Origin of the sequence: Marinomonas lutimaris (assembly GCF_019426345.1) — a bacterium.
GTDB lineage: Bacteria > Pseudomonadota > Gammaproteobacteria > Pseudomonadales > Marinomonadaceae > Marinomonas > Marinomonas lutimaris.
Window position 1 is genome coordinate 274,168 of record NZ_JAHLLW010000001.1, and the last position, 16,646, is coordinate 290,813.

General features: G+C 45.3%; 14 protein-coding genes. 7 read left to right on the forward strand and 7 right to left on the reverse strand.

What is annotated here, in order from left to right; translation table 11 throughout:
• Window position 1: 1 nt before the first annotated feature.
• The 5 genes from dppC to KPL72_RS01230 all read right to left on the reverse strand — a co-directional run bounded on the left by dppC (window position 2) and on the right by KPL72_RS01230 (window position 6,129).
• Window positions 2-916 (reverse strand): dipeptide ABC transporter permease DppC, encoded by a 915-nt coding sequence (gene dppC / locus KPL72_RS01210; RefSeq protein ID WP_219701368.1) that lies wholly within the window; start codon window positions 914-916, stop codon window positions 2-4.
• A gap of 10 nt (window positions 917-926) precedes the next feature.
• On the reverse strand, window positions 927-1,937 hold the full coding sequence (locus KPL72_RS01215; protein WP_219701371.1) for an ABC transporter permease subunit: 1,011 nt from the start codon (window positions 1,935-1,937) through the stop codon (window positions 927-929).
• A gap of 120 nt (window positions 1,938-2,057) precedes the next feature.
• The gene (locus tag KPL72_RS01220; protein WP_219701374.1) at window positions 2,058-3,650 is read right to left on the reverse strand and encodes an ABC transporter substrate-binding protein; all 1,593 of its coding nucleotides are present in this window, start codon (window positions 3,648-3,650) and stop codon (window positions 2,058-2,060) included.
• Window positions 3,651-4,183: 533 nt separating this feature from the next.
• Window positions 4,184-5,053: an NAD(P)-dependent oxidoreductase gene (locus KPL72_RS01225; protein WP_219701375.1), complete on the reverse strand. Its 870-nt coding sequence runs from the start codon at window positions 5,051-5,053 to the stop codon at window positions 4,184-4,186.
• Window positions 5,054-5,508: 455 nt separating this feature from the next.
• Complete coding sequence (locus KPL72_RS01230; protein WP_219701378.1) at window positions 5,509-6,129, reverse strand: SGNH/GDSL hydrolase family protein; 621 nt, start codon at window positions 6,127-6,129, stop codon at window positions 5,509-5,511.
• Window positions 6,130-6,223: 94 nt separating this feature from the next.
• On the opposite strand from KPL72_RS01230, the gene KPL72_RS01235 reads away from it, so the two are divergent.
• The gene (locus KPL72_RS01235) at window positions 6,224-7,651 is read left to right on the forward strand and encodes a coniferyl aldehyde dehydrogenase (RefSeq protein ID WP_219701380.1); all 1,428 of its coding nucleotides are present in this window, start codon (window positions 6,224-6,226) and stop codon (window positions 7,649-7,651) included.
• 63 nt (window positions 7,652-7,714) lie between these two features.
• On the opposite strand, the gene KPL72_RS01240 is transcribed toward KPL72_RS01235, so the two are convergent.
• Window positions 7,715-9,700, reverse strand: a complete 1,986-nt coding sequence (locus KPL72_RS01240) for a methyl-accepting chemotaxis protein (RefSeq protein ID WP_219701382.1) — start codon at window positions 9,698-9,700, stop codon at window positions 7,715-7,717.
• A gap of 121 nt (window positions 9,701-9,821) precedes the next feature.
• Complete coding sequence (locus KPL72_RS01245; RefSeq protein WP_100186270.1) at window positions 9,822-10,571, reverse strand: DeoR/GlpR family DNA-binding transcription regulator; 750 nt, start codon at window positions 10,569-10,571, stop codon at window positions 9,822-9,824.
• Window positions 10,572-10,716: 145 nt separating this feature from the next.
• On the opposite strand from KPL72_RS01245, the gene KPL72_RS01250 reads away from it, so the two are divergent.
• From KPL72_RS01250 to KPL72_RS01275, 6 genes are read left to right on the forward strand one after another with little or no spacing between them, the layout of a single operon-like run.
• On the forward strand, window positions 10,717-11,694 hold the full coding sequence (locus tag KPL72_RS01250) for an ABC transporter substrate-binding protein (protein WP_219701384.1): 978 nt from the start codon (window positions 10,717-10,719) through the stop codon (window positions 11,692-11,694).
• A 5-nt stretch (window positions 11,695-11,699) separates the two neighbouring features.
• Window positions 11,700-13,427, forward strand: coding sequence for an ABC transporter permease (locus KPL72_RS01255; protein ID WP_430010736.1), 1,728 nt, complete (start codon window positions 11,700-11,702; stop codon window positions 13,425-13,427).
• Entirely contained in the window at window positions 13,415-14,458 is a 1,044-nt protein-coding gene (locus KPL72_RS01260) for an ABC transporter ATP-binding protein (protein WP_219701387.1), read from the forward strand. The genes KPL72_RS01255 and KPL72_RS01260 overlap by 13 nt, the downstream gene beginning before the upstream one ends.
• Window positions 14,455-15,555 carry an MBL fold metallo-hydrolase gene (locus KPL72_RS01265; RefSeq protein ID WP_219701389.1) on the forward strand — a complete coding sequence of 367 codons (1,101 nt, stop codon included), beginning with the start codon at window positions 14,455-14,457 and terminating at the stop codon, window positions 15,553-15,555. Before KPL72_RS01260 ends, KPL72_RS01265 begins: the two co-directional genes overlap by 4 nt.
• Complete coding sequence (locus tag KPL72_RS01270; protein WP_219701393.1) at window positions 15,539-16,108, forward strand: histidine phosphatase family protein; 570 nt, start codon at window positions 15,539-15,541, stop codon at window positions 16,106-16,108. The genes KPL72_RS01265 and KPL72_RS01270 overlap by 17 nt, the downstream gene beginning before the upstream one ends.
• Window positions 16,090-16,542, forward strand: coding sequence for a phosphatase domain-containing protein (locus KPL72_RS01275; RefSeq protein WP_011977962.1), 453 nt, complete (start codon window positions 16,090-16,092; stop codon window positions 16,540-16,542). The genes KPL72_RS01270 and KPL72_RS01275 overlap by 19 nt, the downstream gene beginning before the upstream one ends.
• The last annotated feature ends 104 nt before the right edge of the window (window positions 16,543-16,646 follow it).

Genomic DNA, 16,646 nt, shown 5'->3' on the forward strand with positions numbered 1-16,646 from the left:
CTTACTGTTTCAACTTGGGATCAAGGGCATCACGTAAGCCATCGCCCATGAGGTTAAACGCCAGTACTGTGATTAAAATCATCAAACCGGGGAAAGTAACCACCCACCACGCGCGCTGAACAAACTGCAACGCATCGGCTAACATAGAACCCCATTCAGGGGTCGGTGGTTGTGCGCCAAGACCAAGAAAGCCCAACGCTGCCATGTCTAGAATCGCGCTGGAGAAGCCTAATGTTGCTTGCACGATTAACGGTGCTAAACAGTTTGGCAAAATGCATACAAACATCAAACGCAGAGGGCTAGCACCGATTACGCGTGAAGACGTCACATAATCTCGGGACATTTCGGCCATGGTCGCTGCACGGGTTAAGCGTACATAATGTGGCAGCGAGACAATGGAAATTGCCAAAGCTGCATTAACAATGCTTGGCCCTAAGATCGCCACGATCGCAATAGCCAACAATAAGCTTGGCATTGCCAACATGATGTCGACGATACGCATGATGGCTGTGTCTATCATGCCTCTGAAATAACCTGCTACAAGACCTAGTAAAATCCCCATTATCAAAGACGCAGTTACCGCCACAAGGCCAACGGCAATAGAAAGACGTGAACCATAAATCAAGCGAGACAAGATATCTCGGCCCACATCGTCCGTACCCAAAACAAAAGACCAGTTACCGCCGTCTAACCAAGCGGGTGGCAATAACAGCGCATCGCGATATTGGTCAGAAGGGGAATGCGGCGCAACAAAGTTAGCAAAGACTGCCATAAAGCAAATAATCGCAATAACGACTAAACCGGCTACAGCGCCTTTGTTGCTGCTGAAATAATGCCAAAATTCTTGCAGTGGTGTCATAGGCACTGGTGCAGTCAATGGAATGTCTGTCGTGGACGTTTTTGTAGATGTTGTCATAAACGCCTCCTTATCGGCTGTGTCGAATTCGTGGGTTAACAATTCCGTAAGTGATATCTACCAAGAGATTCACGACAATGATGATACAAGCGACAATCAAAATACCGCCTTGTACAACGGGGTAATCACGGCGTCCGATAGATTCGATCAACCATTTACCAATCCCCGGCCAAGCAAACACGGTTTCAGTCAAAATGGCGCCGGATAACAAAATACCCACTTGCAAACCAATTACGGTAATCACTGGGATCAAGGCGTTACGTAACGCATGAATCACGATGACTCGCCAAGGAGCGATGCCTTTCGCGCGAGCGGTACGAATGTAATCTTCGCTTAATACTTCCAACATAGAAGAGCGCGTCATACGGGCAATAACCGCCATAGGAATGGTGCCGAGAACAATACTTGGCAAGATCAGGTGCGAAACGGCAGAAGCAAACGCACCCTCTTCACCGGACAATAATGAGTCAATCAGCATAAAGCCGGTAACGTCGTCGATCCAGTACACCACATCGATCCGTCCAGAGACGGGTGTCCAACCCAGATTAACGGAAAATACCAACATCAATAGTAGCGCCCACCAAAATATGGGCATGGAATAACCGGTGAGAGAAAACGTCATCACCGAATGGTCAATCACGGTTCCTCGTTTTACCGCAGCAAAAATACCCGCGGGCAAACCGATCAAAATAGCGAAAATAGCCGCACAAAAAGCCAACTCAATGGTGGCTGGGAAAAGCGTAAGGAATTCTTTCATTACCGGTTCTCTGGTAATGAGGGAGTTGCCTAAATCACCTTGTAAAACGCCGGTGACATAGTGGTAGTACTGAACATATAACGGCTTGTCAAAGCCTAGTTGAGCACTCAATTCAGCGTGGCGTTCTGCGCTCACACCGCGTTCACCGGCCATGACTTCAATTGGGTCACCGGGGATTAAGCGAATAAGGGTAAAGGTCAGCAAGGTGATCCCGAGAAAAGTCGGAATAACAAGGCTTAAGCGACGGAAAATAAATTGGAACATAAAGGACGGGCTCTCTTGAGATATTAGATGATCGAGCGTTGAGCTCGGTCAGCAAAGTACTTACTCACGTCCCAGCGAGTAAGTACTTTGTTGTCCAAAGGACGTATTTCTAAACGTTGATTATTTGCTTACGTTGTAGAAGTAGTGACCACCAAGTGGATCAATTTTGTAACCTTTAACTTCTTTACGGATTGGCTCGTAAACCACTGAGTGAGCGATAGTGATCCAAGGCGCTTCACGTTTGAAAACAACCTGAGCTTCTTCGTAGTCTTTCGTACGTTCCGCTTTATCAGAGGTTTGTTTTGCTTTTAGAAGCAGGTTGTTGAACTCTTCGTTACACCACTGTGCACGGTTAGAGCCTCCAACAGCATCACAACCTAGTAATACATATAGGAAGTTATCTGGGTCACCATTATCACCAGTCCAACCTAACAGTACGGTATCGTGTTCACCTTTCTTAGAACGGTTTAAGTACTCACCCCATTCGTAGGAAACAATTTCCGCTTTTACGCCAATTTTAGACCAGTCTTCTTGCATGATTTCAGCCATACGACGCGCATTTGGGTTGTATGGGCGTTGTACTGGCATTGCCCAGATGTTAGTGGAGAAACCATCTGGATAACCTGCTTCAGCAAGCAATTTTTTCGCTTTTACTGGATCGTATGGGTAATCTACAACGTTTTTGTTGTAAGACCACATAGTTGGTGGAATTGGGTTTTTAGCCGCTTTACCTGCGCCTTGGAAAACCGCATCAATGATCGCACTCTTGTCTGTTGCTAAGCTTAGAGCTTGGCGAACACGAACATCAGTGAATGGTTTTTTCTGCGTGTTAAATGCCAAATAACCAACGTTCAAGCCTTCTTGGCTCATTAGGTTGATGTTTGGGTCCGCTTCCATTTGCTTAAGGTCAGCTGGATTGGGATAAGGCATGACATCACACTCGCCCGCTTTCAATTTTGCGTAACGAACAGAAGCGTCTGGTGTGATAGAGAAAACAAGACGATCGATTTTTGCTTTACCTTGCCAATAGTCTTTAAACGCTGTGTAGCGGATCAAAGAATCTTTTTGATACTGAACTTTTTGGAAAGGACCGGTAGCAACTGGATCAATGTCCAATTTTTCAGGTGTGCCCGCTTTCATGTAAGCGTCAGCTTGTTCTTTAGAGAAGATAGACGCAAAATCCATTGCAAGGTTAGCAATGAAAGGCGCTTCTGGTTTCGTCAAAATGAACTTAACCGTGTAGTCGTCGATCTTTTCGATTTTCTTGATTAGCGTGTCCATGCCCATGCCAGTGAAGTACTCGTATGAGCCACCAGACACAGCGTGGTAAGGATTGTCTTTGTTGCCTTGACGATCAAAAGTGAAGATCACATCGTCGGCATTAAAATCACGTGTTGGTGTGAAGTCTTTTGAAGTGTGGAATTTCACACCTTTACGTAAATGGAAAGTGTATTCAAGGCCATCGCTTGATACATCATAGCTTGTTGCTAAGCCTGGCTCTGTTTCTGTCGTACCCAATTTGAATTCGACTAAACGGTTGAACATGTTTTTCGATGTCGCGTCGAAAGTAGTACCAGCAGTATAGAATGCTGGGTTAAAGCCCTCAGGGCTACCTTCTGAACAATAAACCAGTGTTGTTGCAGCGTGAGCGGAAGTGCTGATTGCTCCAGCGGCCATGAGTGCAAGCGTCAGTTTTGCTAACCCTTTTTTCATTGTAACTCTCCATTAACATAATTATATTCGTGTCAAACACGTGGGAAGTCGAATCAAGGTATTCGTTACTTTTGTGATTATCTTGGGTAGGTTAAGAGCCTTCTTTTTAGTTCGAGTTTTTACAGTTTTTTAAAACAAACCCCATCCAAACTCCTAGTTCGAATGGGGTTGCTCTGCCTCGTCCCTGAGCCCCCTTTAGCTATGAATGATGAATCTGAATAAACAGAAGCATCAAAAATAGCGTCTCTGAAGATTACTCAAGCTAATTTAAATAACCAATCGAAATAACGATATGTCCTATGCGTGTAATGAATACATAATCTCTATAAAGGCAGGGAAGCCTTGATAACAAAGGTTTTGCAGGGAAATTGCTGAGTAAGGAATATGGAAAAAAAAGGATTGTTTTTTTAGAAAACATGCAGAAAATTGAGAAAAGAGATATTGAAAGAGGGCCTTTAACGAGGTATTAAATCTATATAAAGACAGTTTAGTGCTTCCTCAGAGAAACACTAAACTGCACATAACACTAAAAATTAGGCTTTTTTATCGAGCGCTTTTATTAGAACAGAAGTGTCTTGACGACCACGGCCTTCCGCCATGAGATCTTGATAATCCTGGTCAACGGCCTGGGTTAATGGAATCTTGATCCCCATTTTTTCTGCTTGGGCAAGACACAGACCTAAATCCTTATGCATCCATTCAATCGCAAAGCCAAAATCAAACTCGTTTTTCGCCATGGTTTCGCCGCGATTCTCTAATTGCCAAGAACCCGCAGCGCCATGTTTTAAAGTCTCAACTAATGAAGCGATGTCTAAACCGGCTTTCTGAGCAAAGCGAATCCCTTCAGACAAACCAGACAACACGCCGCCAATAAGAATTTGATTGACCATTTTTGCTATCTGACCATTACCCACTGAGCCCATTAAGCTGGTGGCTTTTGCGTAGCAATCTAATACAGGCTGAGCTTTATCTAGATCGCTTTGCTCGCCACCCATCATTACGGTTAATACACCGTTGACTGCTCCAGCTTGTCCGCCAGATACTGGTGCGTCCATGAAGTGAAACCCACGTTCTTGAGCTGCCAGGTGAAGCTCTTTCGCCACTTCTGCAGAAGCGGTAGTGTGATCAATAAAAAGAGTGCCGGCTTTTGCTTGTTGGAATGCGCCGTCTTGTCCTAAATATACGGCGCGTAAATCGTCGTCATTACCCACGCAAGTTAATACAATATCAGCATCTTGCGCTGCAAGAGCTGGCGTTGTAGCGAAGGTGCCTGTGTATTCCTCACACCAGTTTTGGGCTTTTTGTGTAGATCGATTGAAGACCACAACCGCGTGGCCCGCTTTACTCACATGGCCAGCCATTGGGTAACCCATAGTTCCGAGTCCGATGAAACTTACTTTCATTGCTTTTCTCCTTACTGCATTTGTTCGAGATACGGGTTTTATAAACAAATTTAATAGACAGATCATACTGATTTGCTTAGCAATTACGAGGTACAAAAAATAAGGAAATGAAGCATACAGAAGCGGATAATTGCTATTTGGGTAGCATTTTAATGCGTGTTTTGATAGAGGTCGCTCAGCCAAAATCCCTGTGGATAACTTTGTGCAAGAAAATCTGAGTGAGCGATTATTTCGTCAAAAAGCGAGTATGATCAAATAATCGTGCATATTTTATACTATTTTCATTATTTCCTTTTGTGCTGCTGGATCTTACCTCCTTTGTCAATAGCTATTAGCAACAAAATCCAATTAAGGTATCTTAATAAAGTTATCTAGTTGAGATTGATTCGTTTCTTTAGCAAAAACCTTATGTATCTAAAGATTTTAAAAAATATATATAAAACAATATCTTATTGTTATATATCAGCTTTTATCAAAGAATATATCGAGTTCGCTAGTTGCTCATTTGCTCTAGCGTCTAAATGTACGCCATCGACCTCGCTTGGCTGTAAAACCCCAGCAGCATTAAGAAAAATACACTGGTTACGAATCGCAATATCCTGATAGTACTGGTGAAAATGTTGTGATTTTTCAATGGCGCCATCAAAACTTTCGGCCATAGAGCCGATTGGGGATAAAATATTTGGCGGAGCGATTACAACAAGGGTTGGGACTGAGAAATCATCAGTATTTGGTATTCTTGACTTTTCGATCAGTTTCTCAACACCTTTTGCCGCTTCGTAGGCTCCAATATGGAAGTGTCGCTTCAAATCATTGGTGCCCAACATCAAAATTAAAATATCGACAGGGCCAAAGGTTTCTAATGCTGCTTGAAGATAGGATAAGCCATTTCGACCTTCCAAAAAGGGATCATTCCAGATCGTCGTTCTGCCCGGTAAACCAAAGTTAATAACTTGATGTTGTTGACCTAATAAGTCATTTAGCATAGTAGGCCAGCGTAGGTGTTTTGGGTAACGTCCGCCGTTAGGTACTCGTCCCCAAGTGAGTGAGTCCCCGTAACATAAAATAGTCGCCATGATGTGCTCCTTGCATTATTTATGGATCAGTAGATAGTGTAGTTAATAAGCGGCGTTTAATCATAAAATAACAAAGAGCGTTGAAGAGGGCGTCATGAACACAACACCTGCTATTTCTTCTAAAGAAGGTATCCACTTGGCACTGTCTCGCCTGAAAAACGCGACTCAGAAAACTCCCTTTCCTCTTGCCGAAGAACGCCAACAATGCCTGACCCGTTTGCAAGCGGCGTTAATGGATCATGAGACCTCTTTATTAGATGCCTTACAGAAAGATTTTGGACATCGTACTCATGAAGAATCTAGGCTGCTTGAGCTTGTTCCTTTAATTGGGGAAATAAAGCACGCGAAACGTCATCTAGCGAAATGGATGAAACCGTCAAAGCGCAAAGTTCACATAAGTACCTTGCCAGCTAGCGCTCAGGTGTTCTATCAGCCAAAAGGTGTGGTAGGTATCATCTCACCTTGGAACTATCCTGTGTTGCTGTCTCTAGGGCCTTTGGTGGGCGCATTAGCCGCAGGAAATCGTGTGATGATGAAACTGTCGGAGTTTTGCCCTGAAACCAATCGAGTATTGCGTAACATAGTGACTCAAGCTTTAGGAGAAAGCTGGGTGGAAGTGGTCGAAGGTGAGGCTGAGATAGCCAACGAGTTTAGTCTGTTGCCCTTTGATCATCTCTTGTTTACCGGTTCGACGTCCGTGGGGCACATTATTATGCGCAACGCCGCCGAGCATTTAACGCCCATTACCTTGGAGCTGGGTGGTAAATCTCCGTTACTGGTTGCTCCGTCGGCGGATTTACGTGATACGGCTAAGAAGCTGGTGTTTGGTAAGGCTCTAAATGCGGGGCAAACCTGTGTCGCACCTGATTATGTCATGTGCCATGCTGATCAAAAGCAGACCTTAATCGATTATATAAAGCAGGAACTTGCAGCTTATTACCCAGATGGCGTGTTGAGCCACGATTACACAAGTTTGATTAATACTAGGCAATTAGATCGCCTAAAAGGTTATTTAGAGCAAGCACGAGCTGCTGGGGTCCAATGTGACAACTTGATGCCGCAAGGGCCAGAGGAAAGCGACGGTAAGCTGGCGTTGCATGTGCTTCATCAACCAGACGATGAATTGAGAGTGATGCAGGACGAGATATTCGGACCTTTGTTGCCAATTCTGATCTATTCCGAGATGTCTGAAGCCTTGTCTTATATTCAGCAACGACCTCGGCCTTTAGCAATGTACTTGTTTACGCAACAAAATGACGATCAAAAGCGCTGCGAGGAAAATATTGCCAGTGGCAGCTTGGTGATCAACCACACTTTGGTTCAAGTAGCACAGGCGGACTTGCCGTTTGGTGGCATTGGCGCATCCGGAATGGGCGCTTATCACGCTGAAGAAGGTTTTCGTACCTTTTCTCATTGCAAGTCGGTATTACGTAAACGTGGGCCGAATGTTCTTGCCTTGCTACGGCCGCCATATGGACGTCGTATTCATCGGTTAGTCGCAAAATTTTGGACATTCCTGTAAACGTAAAAAATCCCACGCTAACTAATTAGCGTGGGATTTGTCGTTCTACTGTATTTTATGTATCTATTTCAAGGCGTTGAGTCGATTGGCAATGGCATCTATCTCTTGGCTCATGCGGCTAAGGTGGCTTGAATCGCTGGCGTTACTACCGGTGAGTTCCTGCAACCGAGACACAAATTGGCTCAAATCATGAGATACTTTTTGCTGTTCTCCGGCAGCCACAGAAATTTGAGTCGCCTGATCGGTGATTTGAGAGAAGGCGTTAACGACTTGTTGCAAGTGACTCGCCGTTGACTCTGCTGTTTCTACTGCACGAATCGTTTCGCTATGACCTAGTTCCATGGAGCTGACAGATTCTTTCGACGCGATTTGTAGACGTCCTAGAACTTGTTCAATTTCTACGGCAGAGCTCTCGCTCTTCGCGGCAAGGTTACGCACTTCATCCGCAACCACGGCAAAGCCTCGACCTGTTTCCCCTGCTCTGGCTGCTTCAATAGCAGCATTTAGTGCCAAGAGGTTCGTTTGCTCGGCAATGGCCCGAATAACGCCCAACATGCCGTTTGCTTGGCGACTGTCTTCGTCTAACTGAAGAATATTAGCTTGTGCTTGTGTCATGGCGCTGGTGAGAGAACGCATTGTTTCGATGACGGTATTCATCTCATCGCCGCTGCTGCGTACATCTTTGTGAATACGTTCAACCGTTTCTCTGGTTTCATTGGCGTACATAGCCACATCGTGAGAGGTCGCGCCTAGCTCCTCCGTCGCAGCTGCTAATGTGGTGTTTTCATCGCTTAGGCTATTGGCTTTGTTCAAGAAGTCATTACTAAATGTGCTTAAGCGTCCAGCATCTTTCACCAGGTTGGCAGATTCAATATGAATCTGTTCTAGTAGTTTTTTCAGTTTATCGCCATAGGCATTCACTGCCTGACGTAAATCGCCTAGTTCATTTAATTTGCCAACTTCAAGTTCTTGGGTGCTGCCGCCATCCGCCAGTTCTTGAATTTGCTGTGTTGTTTGATTGATCTTGCCAAGCAGACTACGGAAGTACGAAATGGCAATGATACTAACAACGATCAATAAGGCACCAATGACGATCATTAGGAACAAGCCCATGCTCTGAGCGATTTCTGTCATTCTTTCTTTAGGAACAACTAAGCCAATAGTCCAACCGGTTTGTGGTTGCTTAAAAAGATCAACAGAAGCAGCGCCATCTAAGATGTCATCATGATCAAGTGCGATAACTTGTTCTACAGCGCTTATTTTTGTTAGGGCGGGTTTTAACCATGGCAGCTGATTACCAAGCTCAGTGGCTGTTAACATACTGCCATCGTTTTTGACTAAATTGGCTTTACCTTTCGGGAAGCTCAGGACTTGTCCAGTTTGGTCAATAGCAAAAACATAACCTTGGTTCTCGCTTCCGTATTGTTCGAGTGTCTTGGTGATGCCATCTAACATCATATCTACCGTGGTGACGCCGGTGAATTTATTGTTTTCTTTCATTGGAATGGTACAAGTCACCATTGGAATCTTAGTGACTGGGTCAATGTAAGCTTCAGACCAAGCACAGCGATTAATGGGAGAGGTTTTACCCACGGTATACCAACCTTCGTTGTGGTAACCAGAGCCTGCTGGGTCATTGTAATCGTCCAGATAACTCATCTTAGAGCCATCGCGGCCCCAGAAAAAACTACGACGCAGCGTTCCTTGAGTAAAAGCAGAAGGTTCTGGCCAAATACCACCACCGGCGATACTTTTGTCGTCATGGTTATTAATAATGCTGGGGAAGACTTTTTTAAAAAGCGCTTCGTCTTTCGGGAGTTCGGCACTAGCCAAAGCCAGAGTGCTGGTGAGTAATTGGATCTTTTCTAGCTTGGCACTGAGTAATTCACTCAGACCTTTTTGATTAACGGAAATTTGTTGTTGGCGTTCTGCAGTTAAGTCGGGTTTCACTTTCGTTTCTATAACAAGATAAATACTGGCAAGAGCGAGTAAGAGAATAACCACTAAACCAATATTAATCTGCTGTCGGATTCTAATCGGTGACTTCATAACAACCTCAATTCTTTGCGACGTGGGGGTAACTAAGACAATAGTCTTATATAAAGACTGAGATCAAGCGCATTTTTTACACAATTTATACAAAGGTGCTTTTATTTTAACCTCGTTATTGTTAATACAATATTTCAACGCCTTGATAACTTAGCGAGCTGAGTAAAGAAGAAGACGGTTTTTGGTCGGTAATTACACAATCATAATCGCTCATTTTTCCCCATAAACATCGGGATTCAGTATCAAACTTTGTACTGTCGATAACTAAAACTCGATAATGGCAATGTTCAACCAAGGCTTCTCGCGCCATGACCTCATCGTCAGTAAAATCAAATAAATGTCCCTGTTTGTTCACCGCTGCGACAGAAAAAATACCAATGTCCGCTCGGTAGCGCTGGAAAAAACGCATGGCGTCGCCACCTATGACATCTTGATCGCGCATTCTTACTCGACCACCTGATATGGTGAGCTCGCAGTCCGGGTGCTCACACAAATTACGTGCAGCATGAAGATTAGTGGTCATCACTTGTAAGCCCTGAAAGAGCGAAAGCTGGTTGGCGACTTCAGCCACGGTTGAACCACTGCCAAGAAAGATTGATTGATAATCAGCCAACTTGCTCACACAAAGGTCGGCAATGTGCTTTTTTCCGGCCGCATGGCGGATTCGTCTTTGATCAAAACTAATGTTCTCGCGATGAGGAAAAGGGATCACTTCACCATGGCTGCGCAATACCAAGCCTTTTTCGGCTAATAGCCTAATATCCGATCGAACGGTTTGCACTGAGACCGAAAATTCGTCGGCGACGGCCTGTAATGTTTGGCGTCCTTGCTTATTCACCCATTGCACGATGTCATAGTGCCTTTTGTTCATAGTGATTCAGTCCTTTTTATGAAGCTTTTTAAATGAAGATCGTCGAAACGAAAGCAAACCAGCATTAAACGAAATTTTTTCGTCACTATAGTGTCAAATTATGTCGGTATTGTTGCAGCTCACTTATCAAAAAGAGAGTTTCACCATGACCGTTAAGAAGACCTTGTTGCTATGTGCTGCGGCACTTGCTTTTCCTCTTTCCGTACAAGCTCAAGATGTTTTGACCTTGTATACCAGTCAGCCAAACCAAGATGCGCAAATGACGGTGGATGCGTTTGAAGCGGCCAATCCAGATATAAAAGTGGAGTGGGTGCGTGACGGAACGACCAAATTAATGACGAAATTGCGCGCGGAATTATCCTCTGGCGTGGTGAAACCCGATGTACTGCTTATTGCTGACAGCGTGACCATGGAATCTATGGTGTCTGATGGTTATTTGTACCCTTACTTAAGTCCTAATCGCGATAAATATGAAGACAGTTTGTACAGCAAAGATGGCTATTATTACGGCACGAAACTGATTACTACAGGCATTGTTCGTCATAAACAAGCGCCACAACATCCGATGGACTGGTCTGATTTGGTTAAGACTGAATATAAAAACCAAGTAGTGATGCCGAGTCCTTTATATTCTGGCGCAGCGCTGATTCACCTCGCGACGCTAACTGATGACAAATCACTAGGTTGGAATTATTACGAGCAATTACATGCCAACCAAGCGATGGCACAAGGCGGTAATGGTGGTGTACTAAAAGCGGTGGCATCAGGCACCAAACCTTATGGCGTGATTGTGGATTTTTTGGCGATACGTGAAGCGGCAAAAGGCTCTCCGATTGAGTTTATCTTCCCTAAAACGGGCGTCACCATGGTGACTGAGCCAGTGGCGATCATGAAAGAAGCTAAAAATAAAGCTGCAGCGAAACGCTTTGTAGACTTTCTCTTATCAAAAGAAGGCCAAGCCTTAGTATTAGAGCAGGGCTACTTACCGGCTCGTAGTGACATTGGTGTGCCAGAAGGTTTCCCTAAGCGTACAGATATTCGTTTGATGCCATTCGATGCGGCAAAAACATTGCGCGACAACGAAGCGAACAAAGAGCGCTTTAGCAAAATCTTTGAAGGTTAAGCAAGATGACACCTTCCTTATTAAAAAGACGCTTTATGGATGGAGCTTCCATGGACAGCCAGCTACGCTGGTTGTCCATTGGACTCTTCTTATTGATTGCTGCGTTAAGTGTATTACCCAGCTTGCGTTTGCTGGTCGAGGCCTTGAGTCATACGACTTTTTCTACGTCTTCACCGATGGCAGAAGTACTCAAAAGTGAGCGGACTTGGACTGCTTTACGCAATAGTTTTTACACTTCAGGGTTAGGGACGCTTATCGCGGTGATTTTGGGCTGCGGTTTTGGCTTTGTGGTGACTTTAACGAATATTCGTGGTCGCGCCATTTGGGTGTTTTGTTTTATGTTGCCGATGATGATTCCGCCACAAGTGACGGCGTTGAGTTGGTTGCAACTGTTTGGTCCAGCGAGCCCCATTTTAAATACATTAGGCTTCGCGCCAGCGTTGGGCAGCCCACAACCTATGTATTCGGCAGAAGGTATTGCCTTGCTGTTAGGTATACAAAGTGCGCCCTTGGTGTTTCTGGCGTTGCGTACTCAGCTTATTTCCTTACCGCAGGATTTATTGGAAGCCGCCCAACTATCTCGTGCTTCTCAGTTTCGAATTTGGGTCGATATCATCCTGCCTTTGTGTCGTAGTGCGATTATCGCTGGCGCTGCGCTAGCCTTTGTTTCTTCTTTGGGTAATTTTGGTATTCCGGCGATGTTAGGGATTCCAGCAGGTTACATCGTTTTACCAACTTTGATTTATCAGCAAATGGCAGGGTTTGGTAACGATATGCTTAGCCAAGTAGCGGGCTTGTCGATGATTATTGCTTTGTTGGTGTTAGCGGGCATGTTGTTGCAACAATGGCTACAGCAACGCAGTTGTTATTCCTTGTTAGGCCACACGGCGCAGTCGCTTTCTTTCCGTCTTAAGCAATGGCGTTTGCCCCTCGAAATTCTGTTGGCTTTGGTATTGTGTTTTATCTTGGTCGCACCGCTATTTGCTTTGATTGTGAGCTCATTGGTGCCTGCTCTTGGCATGCCTTTGAACGCGGATACCATTACCTTCACCGCATTTTACGAAATGATAGGGCGACAAGGCGTTACTTCACGAGCCTTTGAAAACAGCGCATTTTTGGCTTTTTTCAGTGCTTTAGTCTTGATGCTGCTGTCTTTGCCATTGGGTTATTTATTGATGCGTTTGCCAATGCGAACCAGAGCTGTGATTGCCAGTTTGATTGAAGTGCCATACGCCATCCCTGGTATCGTCTTAGCCATTGCTTTTATTTTGTTGTTCGCCAAGCCTTTGCCTTTTATTGAGGTCAGCTTGTACGGCACTTTGGGCATTATTTTCTTGGCGTATCTGTCTTGTTTTTTGAGTGTGTGTTTGAAGCCGGTGTTAAGCGCCATGTCTCAGCTTGATCCTGCTTTAGAAGAAGCCGCACAGCTGGCAGGAGCAAGGCCGATACAGCGCTTGATTGACATCATATTACCCCTCACTGCACCGGCCTTTTTCGCTGGTGGATTATTAGTGTTTTTGATCTCAATTAATGAACTGACGGTGTCTGCTTTGTTGTGGAGCGCAGGCAATGAAACCCTAGGTGTGTTGATTTTTAATCTCGATGAAAGTGGCGACAGTGTTTTGGCCTCGGCCATTGCTGTGCTGGTGGTTTTTCTGGTCGCAGGGTTAATGAGTTTATTGAGTCTGTTTACCCCTCGTCTGCCCAAAGGAGTGATTCCATGGCACGGTTAATATTGGATGGCGTTGAAAAATCTTTTCATGGTGCGCCGGTTGTAAAAGGTTTGAATTTAACGATTGAGCCGGGTGAGTTTGTTGCCTTACTTGGGCCAAGTGGTTGTGGTAAATCGACCATTTTAAGAATGCTGGCAGGATTTGAGAAGGTTTCAGGTGGTCAAATCATTCATGGCGATGACTGTCTTTCTAGTTCGACGCGTCATGTGCCAACAGAAGAAAGAAACTTCGGCATGGTGTTTCAATCGTATGCACTTTGGCCGCACATGACGGTGAAAGAAAACGTCGGCTATCCGCTTAAAGTACAGAAAACGCCGGTGGCAGAACGCAACAAGCGAATTAAAGACGCTCTGGAAATTGTTCAGTTAGAAGAATACGCCGATCGTTTGCCAGCGCAACTAAGTGGCGGTCAGCGTCAGCGAGTGGCGTTGGCGCGTAGTTTGGTCACCGAGCCAGATGTGGTGTTGTTTGACGAACCGCTTGCCAACTTAGATAGACATTTGCGAGCGACGATGGAAGAAACCTTCCGTGCCTTTCACAAACGTACTGGCGCGACCATGGTTTATGTCACCCACGATCAATCCGAAGCCATGTCATTGGCCGATAAAATTGCTGTGCTGAATAAAGGGCAATTGGTGCAATGGGGAACACCTCAGGAACTGTATGCAAGACCAAGAAACACTTGGCTAGCGAATTTTATTGGTCGAGGTTCCGTGTTGTCAGTGGCTGTGGTTGCTCCTTCGCAATACGTGAGCGGTACCAATTTGCACGAGTTGATACGTCAGCATTCGTCAGACAAAGCTTCTAGTTCTGTGCTCGTGCGCCCACAAGATATTCATTTCGTCAGCGCGGACGATTCAGCACTGGCTGTAAGCGTTCACAGCTGTATTTTTCGTGGCGAGCGTTACGATATTGAATTGACGCTAAAAGATGGCCAGCGCTTACTCGCGTACAGTGATGTACCTATGACGCTAGAAAGCCAGCATCAGGTTCGTCTTGGGCAAGCTTGGTCGCTTGAGAGTGAGTCATGAAGGTTAGCATTGATATTTTAAGTGGCGCGGGAAGAAAAACCGCCGCCGCGATTTTGGTGACTTACGAAGCAGACAATCAGTCAAAACCGATTCGTTTTTTGCTCGACGCGGGCGGCGCGTTAGAGGCGGGCGAAGACAAAGGCTGGACGCAACCGGATCATTTAGATGCGATTTTTATTTCCCATGATCATCAAGATCATATGGGCGGTTTGATCGATATTGATAGCCAAGTTCCGGTTTACGCGACTTCGCCCGTTCAGCAGCAATTGCCAACGCATTTGAACCTTCATACCTTGCCTATTTGTGGCTCGACGAATGTGTCTGGCATTAAGGTGACAACTGGTTCGGCAGGGCATTCTTTTGGCGGTGTGTGGCTGCATCTTGATATGGGTGATGGCGTATTTTACAGCGGTGATTTTAGCCTCGAATCTGGTTTGTATCCTTTTACCATGCCGCCACAAGCTAATGTCGCTTTACTCGATGCGTCTTACGGCTTGTACGACAATTCATTAGAGCAATGTAAAAATGCCTTGCTGCATTATCTGAAAGACGAGCGCGCCTTGCTGATGCCGGTTCCGCAAACTGGACGAGCGTTAGAAATGGCCTGTTGGTTAACTTCCCTAGGTTTCCATGATTGGACTCTAGGAGAAGATTGTATCGCGCCTGAAACTGTTTTGGCTGGACCTGAAGGCAGTGTTTGTACCGAGATTCGATCTGTCCTGGAAAACATGAAAAGCCAACCGTTTAATCCCAATGCCAAAGTGGTGCTGTGTGGTGATCCTGATGGCTTGAGTGGCGAAGCGGCTGTTTTATTGCAACAACCAGAGCGATATTTGCCGGTTTATACCGGACATTTGCCGGAACATGCTCGTCAGGCCGTGAGCGAAGACAGAGCGCATTTTGAACGCTGGAATGTGCATCCGCGTAAGCAAGATTTGAAACGGCTGGTGGATCATCTTGGCTGCCGTATTTGTGTTCCATTGTTTTATACCATGAAAGATCTAAGTGTGTGGCGACAGGCCCTTGGTCCAAGCGTCACTGCAGATCCTTATATTGAGTTAGATTGTATAGAGTTAGATTATGACCTTAATACCTAAGCCTTTTGTCTTTGCGCGTCATGCGCAGAGCGAGTTTAACGCTGCGTTTCGTATTGGTGGTTTTACCGATAGTCCGTTAAGCATAATGGGGATTCAACAAGCCAAAGATGCGGCGCCAATACTAAGCGCCATTGATTGGAGTGTTGTGGCAACCAGTACGTTACAACGCACGCAAGAGACTGCATTTCATGCGGTGCCAAAACAAACCATTATGGCGTATGAGCAACTTAAAGAGCGCAATTGGGGCGATTTAGAAGGCTGCCCGATAGAACAGCAGCTGCCTTATGACGTGACGCCGCCTAATGGTGAATCTTGGCGAGACTTCGAAACTCGAGTGCTAAGCGCATTGAATGAGATCCTCAGCGAGCATTCGTGGCCTCTGATTATTGCGCATTCTGGTGTTTATCGAGTGCTAAACAATGTTATCAACGGCACGCCGTATTGCCCAAGAATCGGCAACGTTACTCCTATTTCTTTTGTGCCTAGCCAAGACGAAAACGGCTGGGAAATTACCCCTTTTAAAGGAAGCTTTACATGTTACCAAATGCCGTAATTGTTGATTTAGATGGCACTCTTGCCGAGTTCGATCACACCGAAGTTGCCCATTGGGTGCTTGGTGCAGAAAAACATTGGGACCCTTTTTTTGAACACATGAAACATGCGCCAGTGATTGAAAATGTGCTGCGTTTGGTCAATATTCTCAAGCAACAAGGTCAACATATCTTAATTTGCAGTGGCCGTCCTGAATCCCATAAGCAGCACTCGGTTGAATGGATTCAAAAACACCAAATTCCATGCGATGGCATTTATCTACGCCCAGACAATGCGGATGCCTTGCCAGACGAGGACGTTAAAAAAGCCTTGTTGGAGAAAATCCACCAAGATGGTTTTACGCCTTGGTTGGTATTGGATGACCGCGATGCTGTGGTTCAAGGCTGGCGTAACCTAGGATTGACTTGCCTACAGTGCGCGCCGGGGGATTTTTAATTAGAACGAAGCGCCAAGCAACATTGAATAAATAGCAGATTTTATCTTCATGGCTAGCCTTGTCATCTAGCTCGCGCTAGCATGAGTAAATTTTCTTTGGAGCT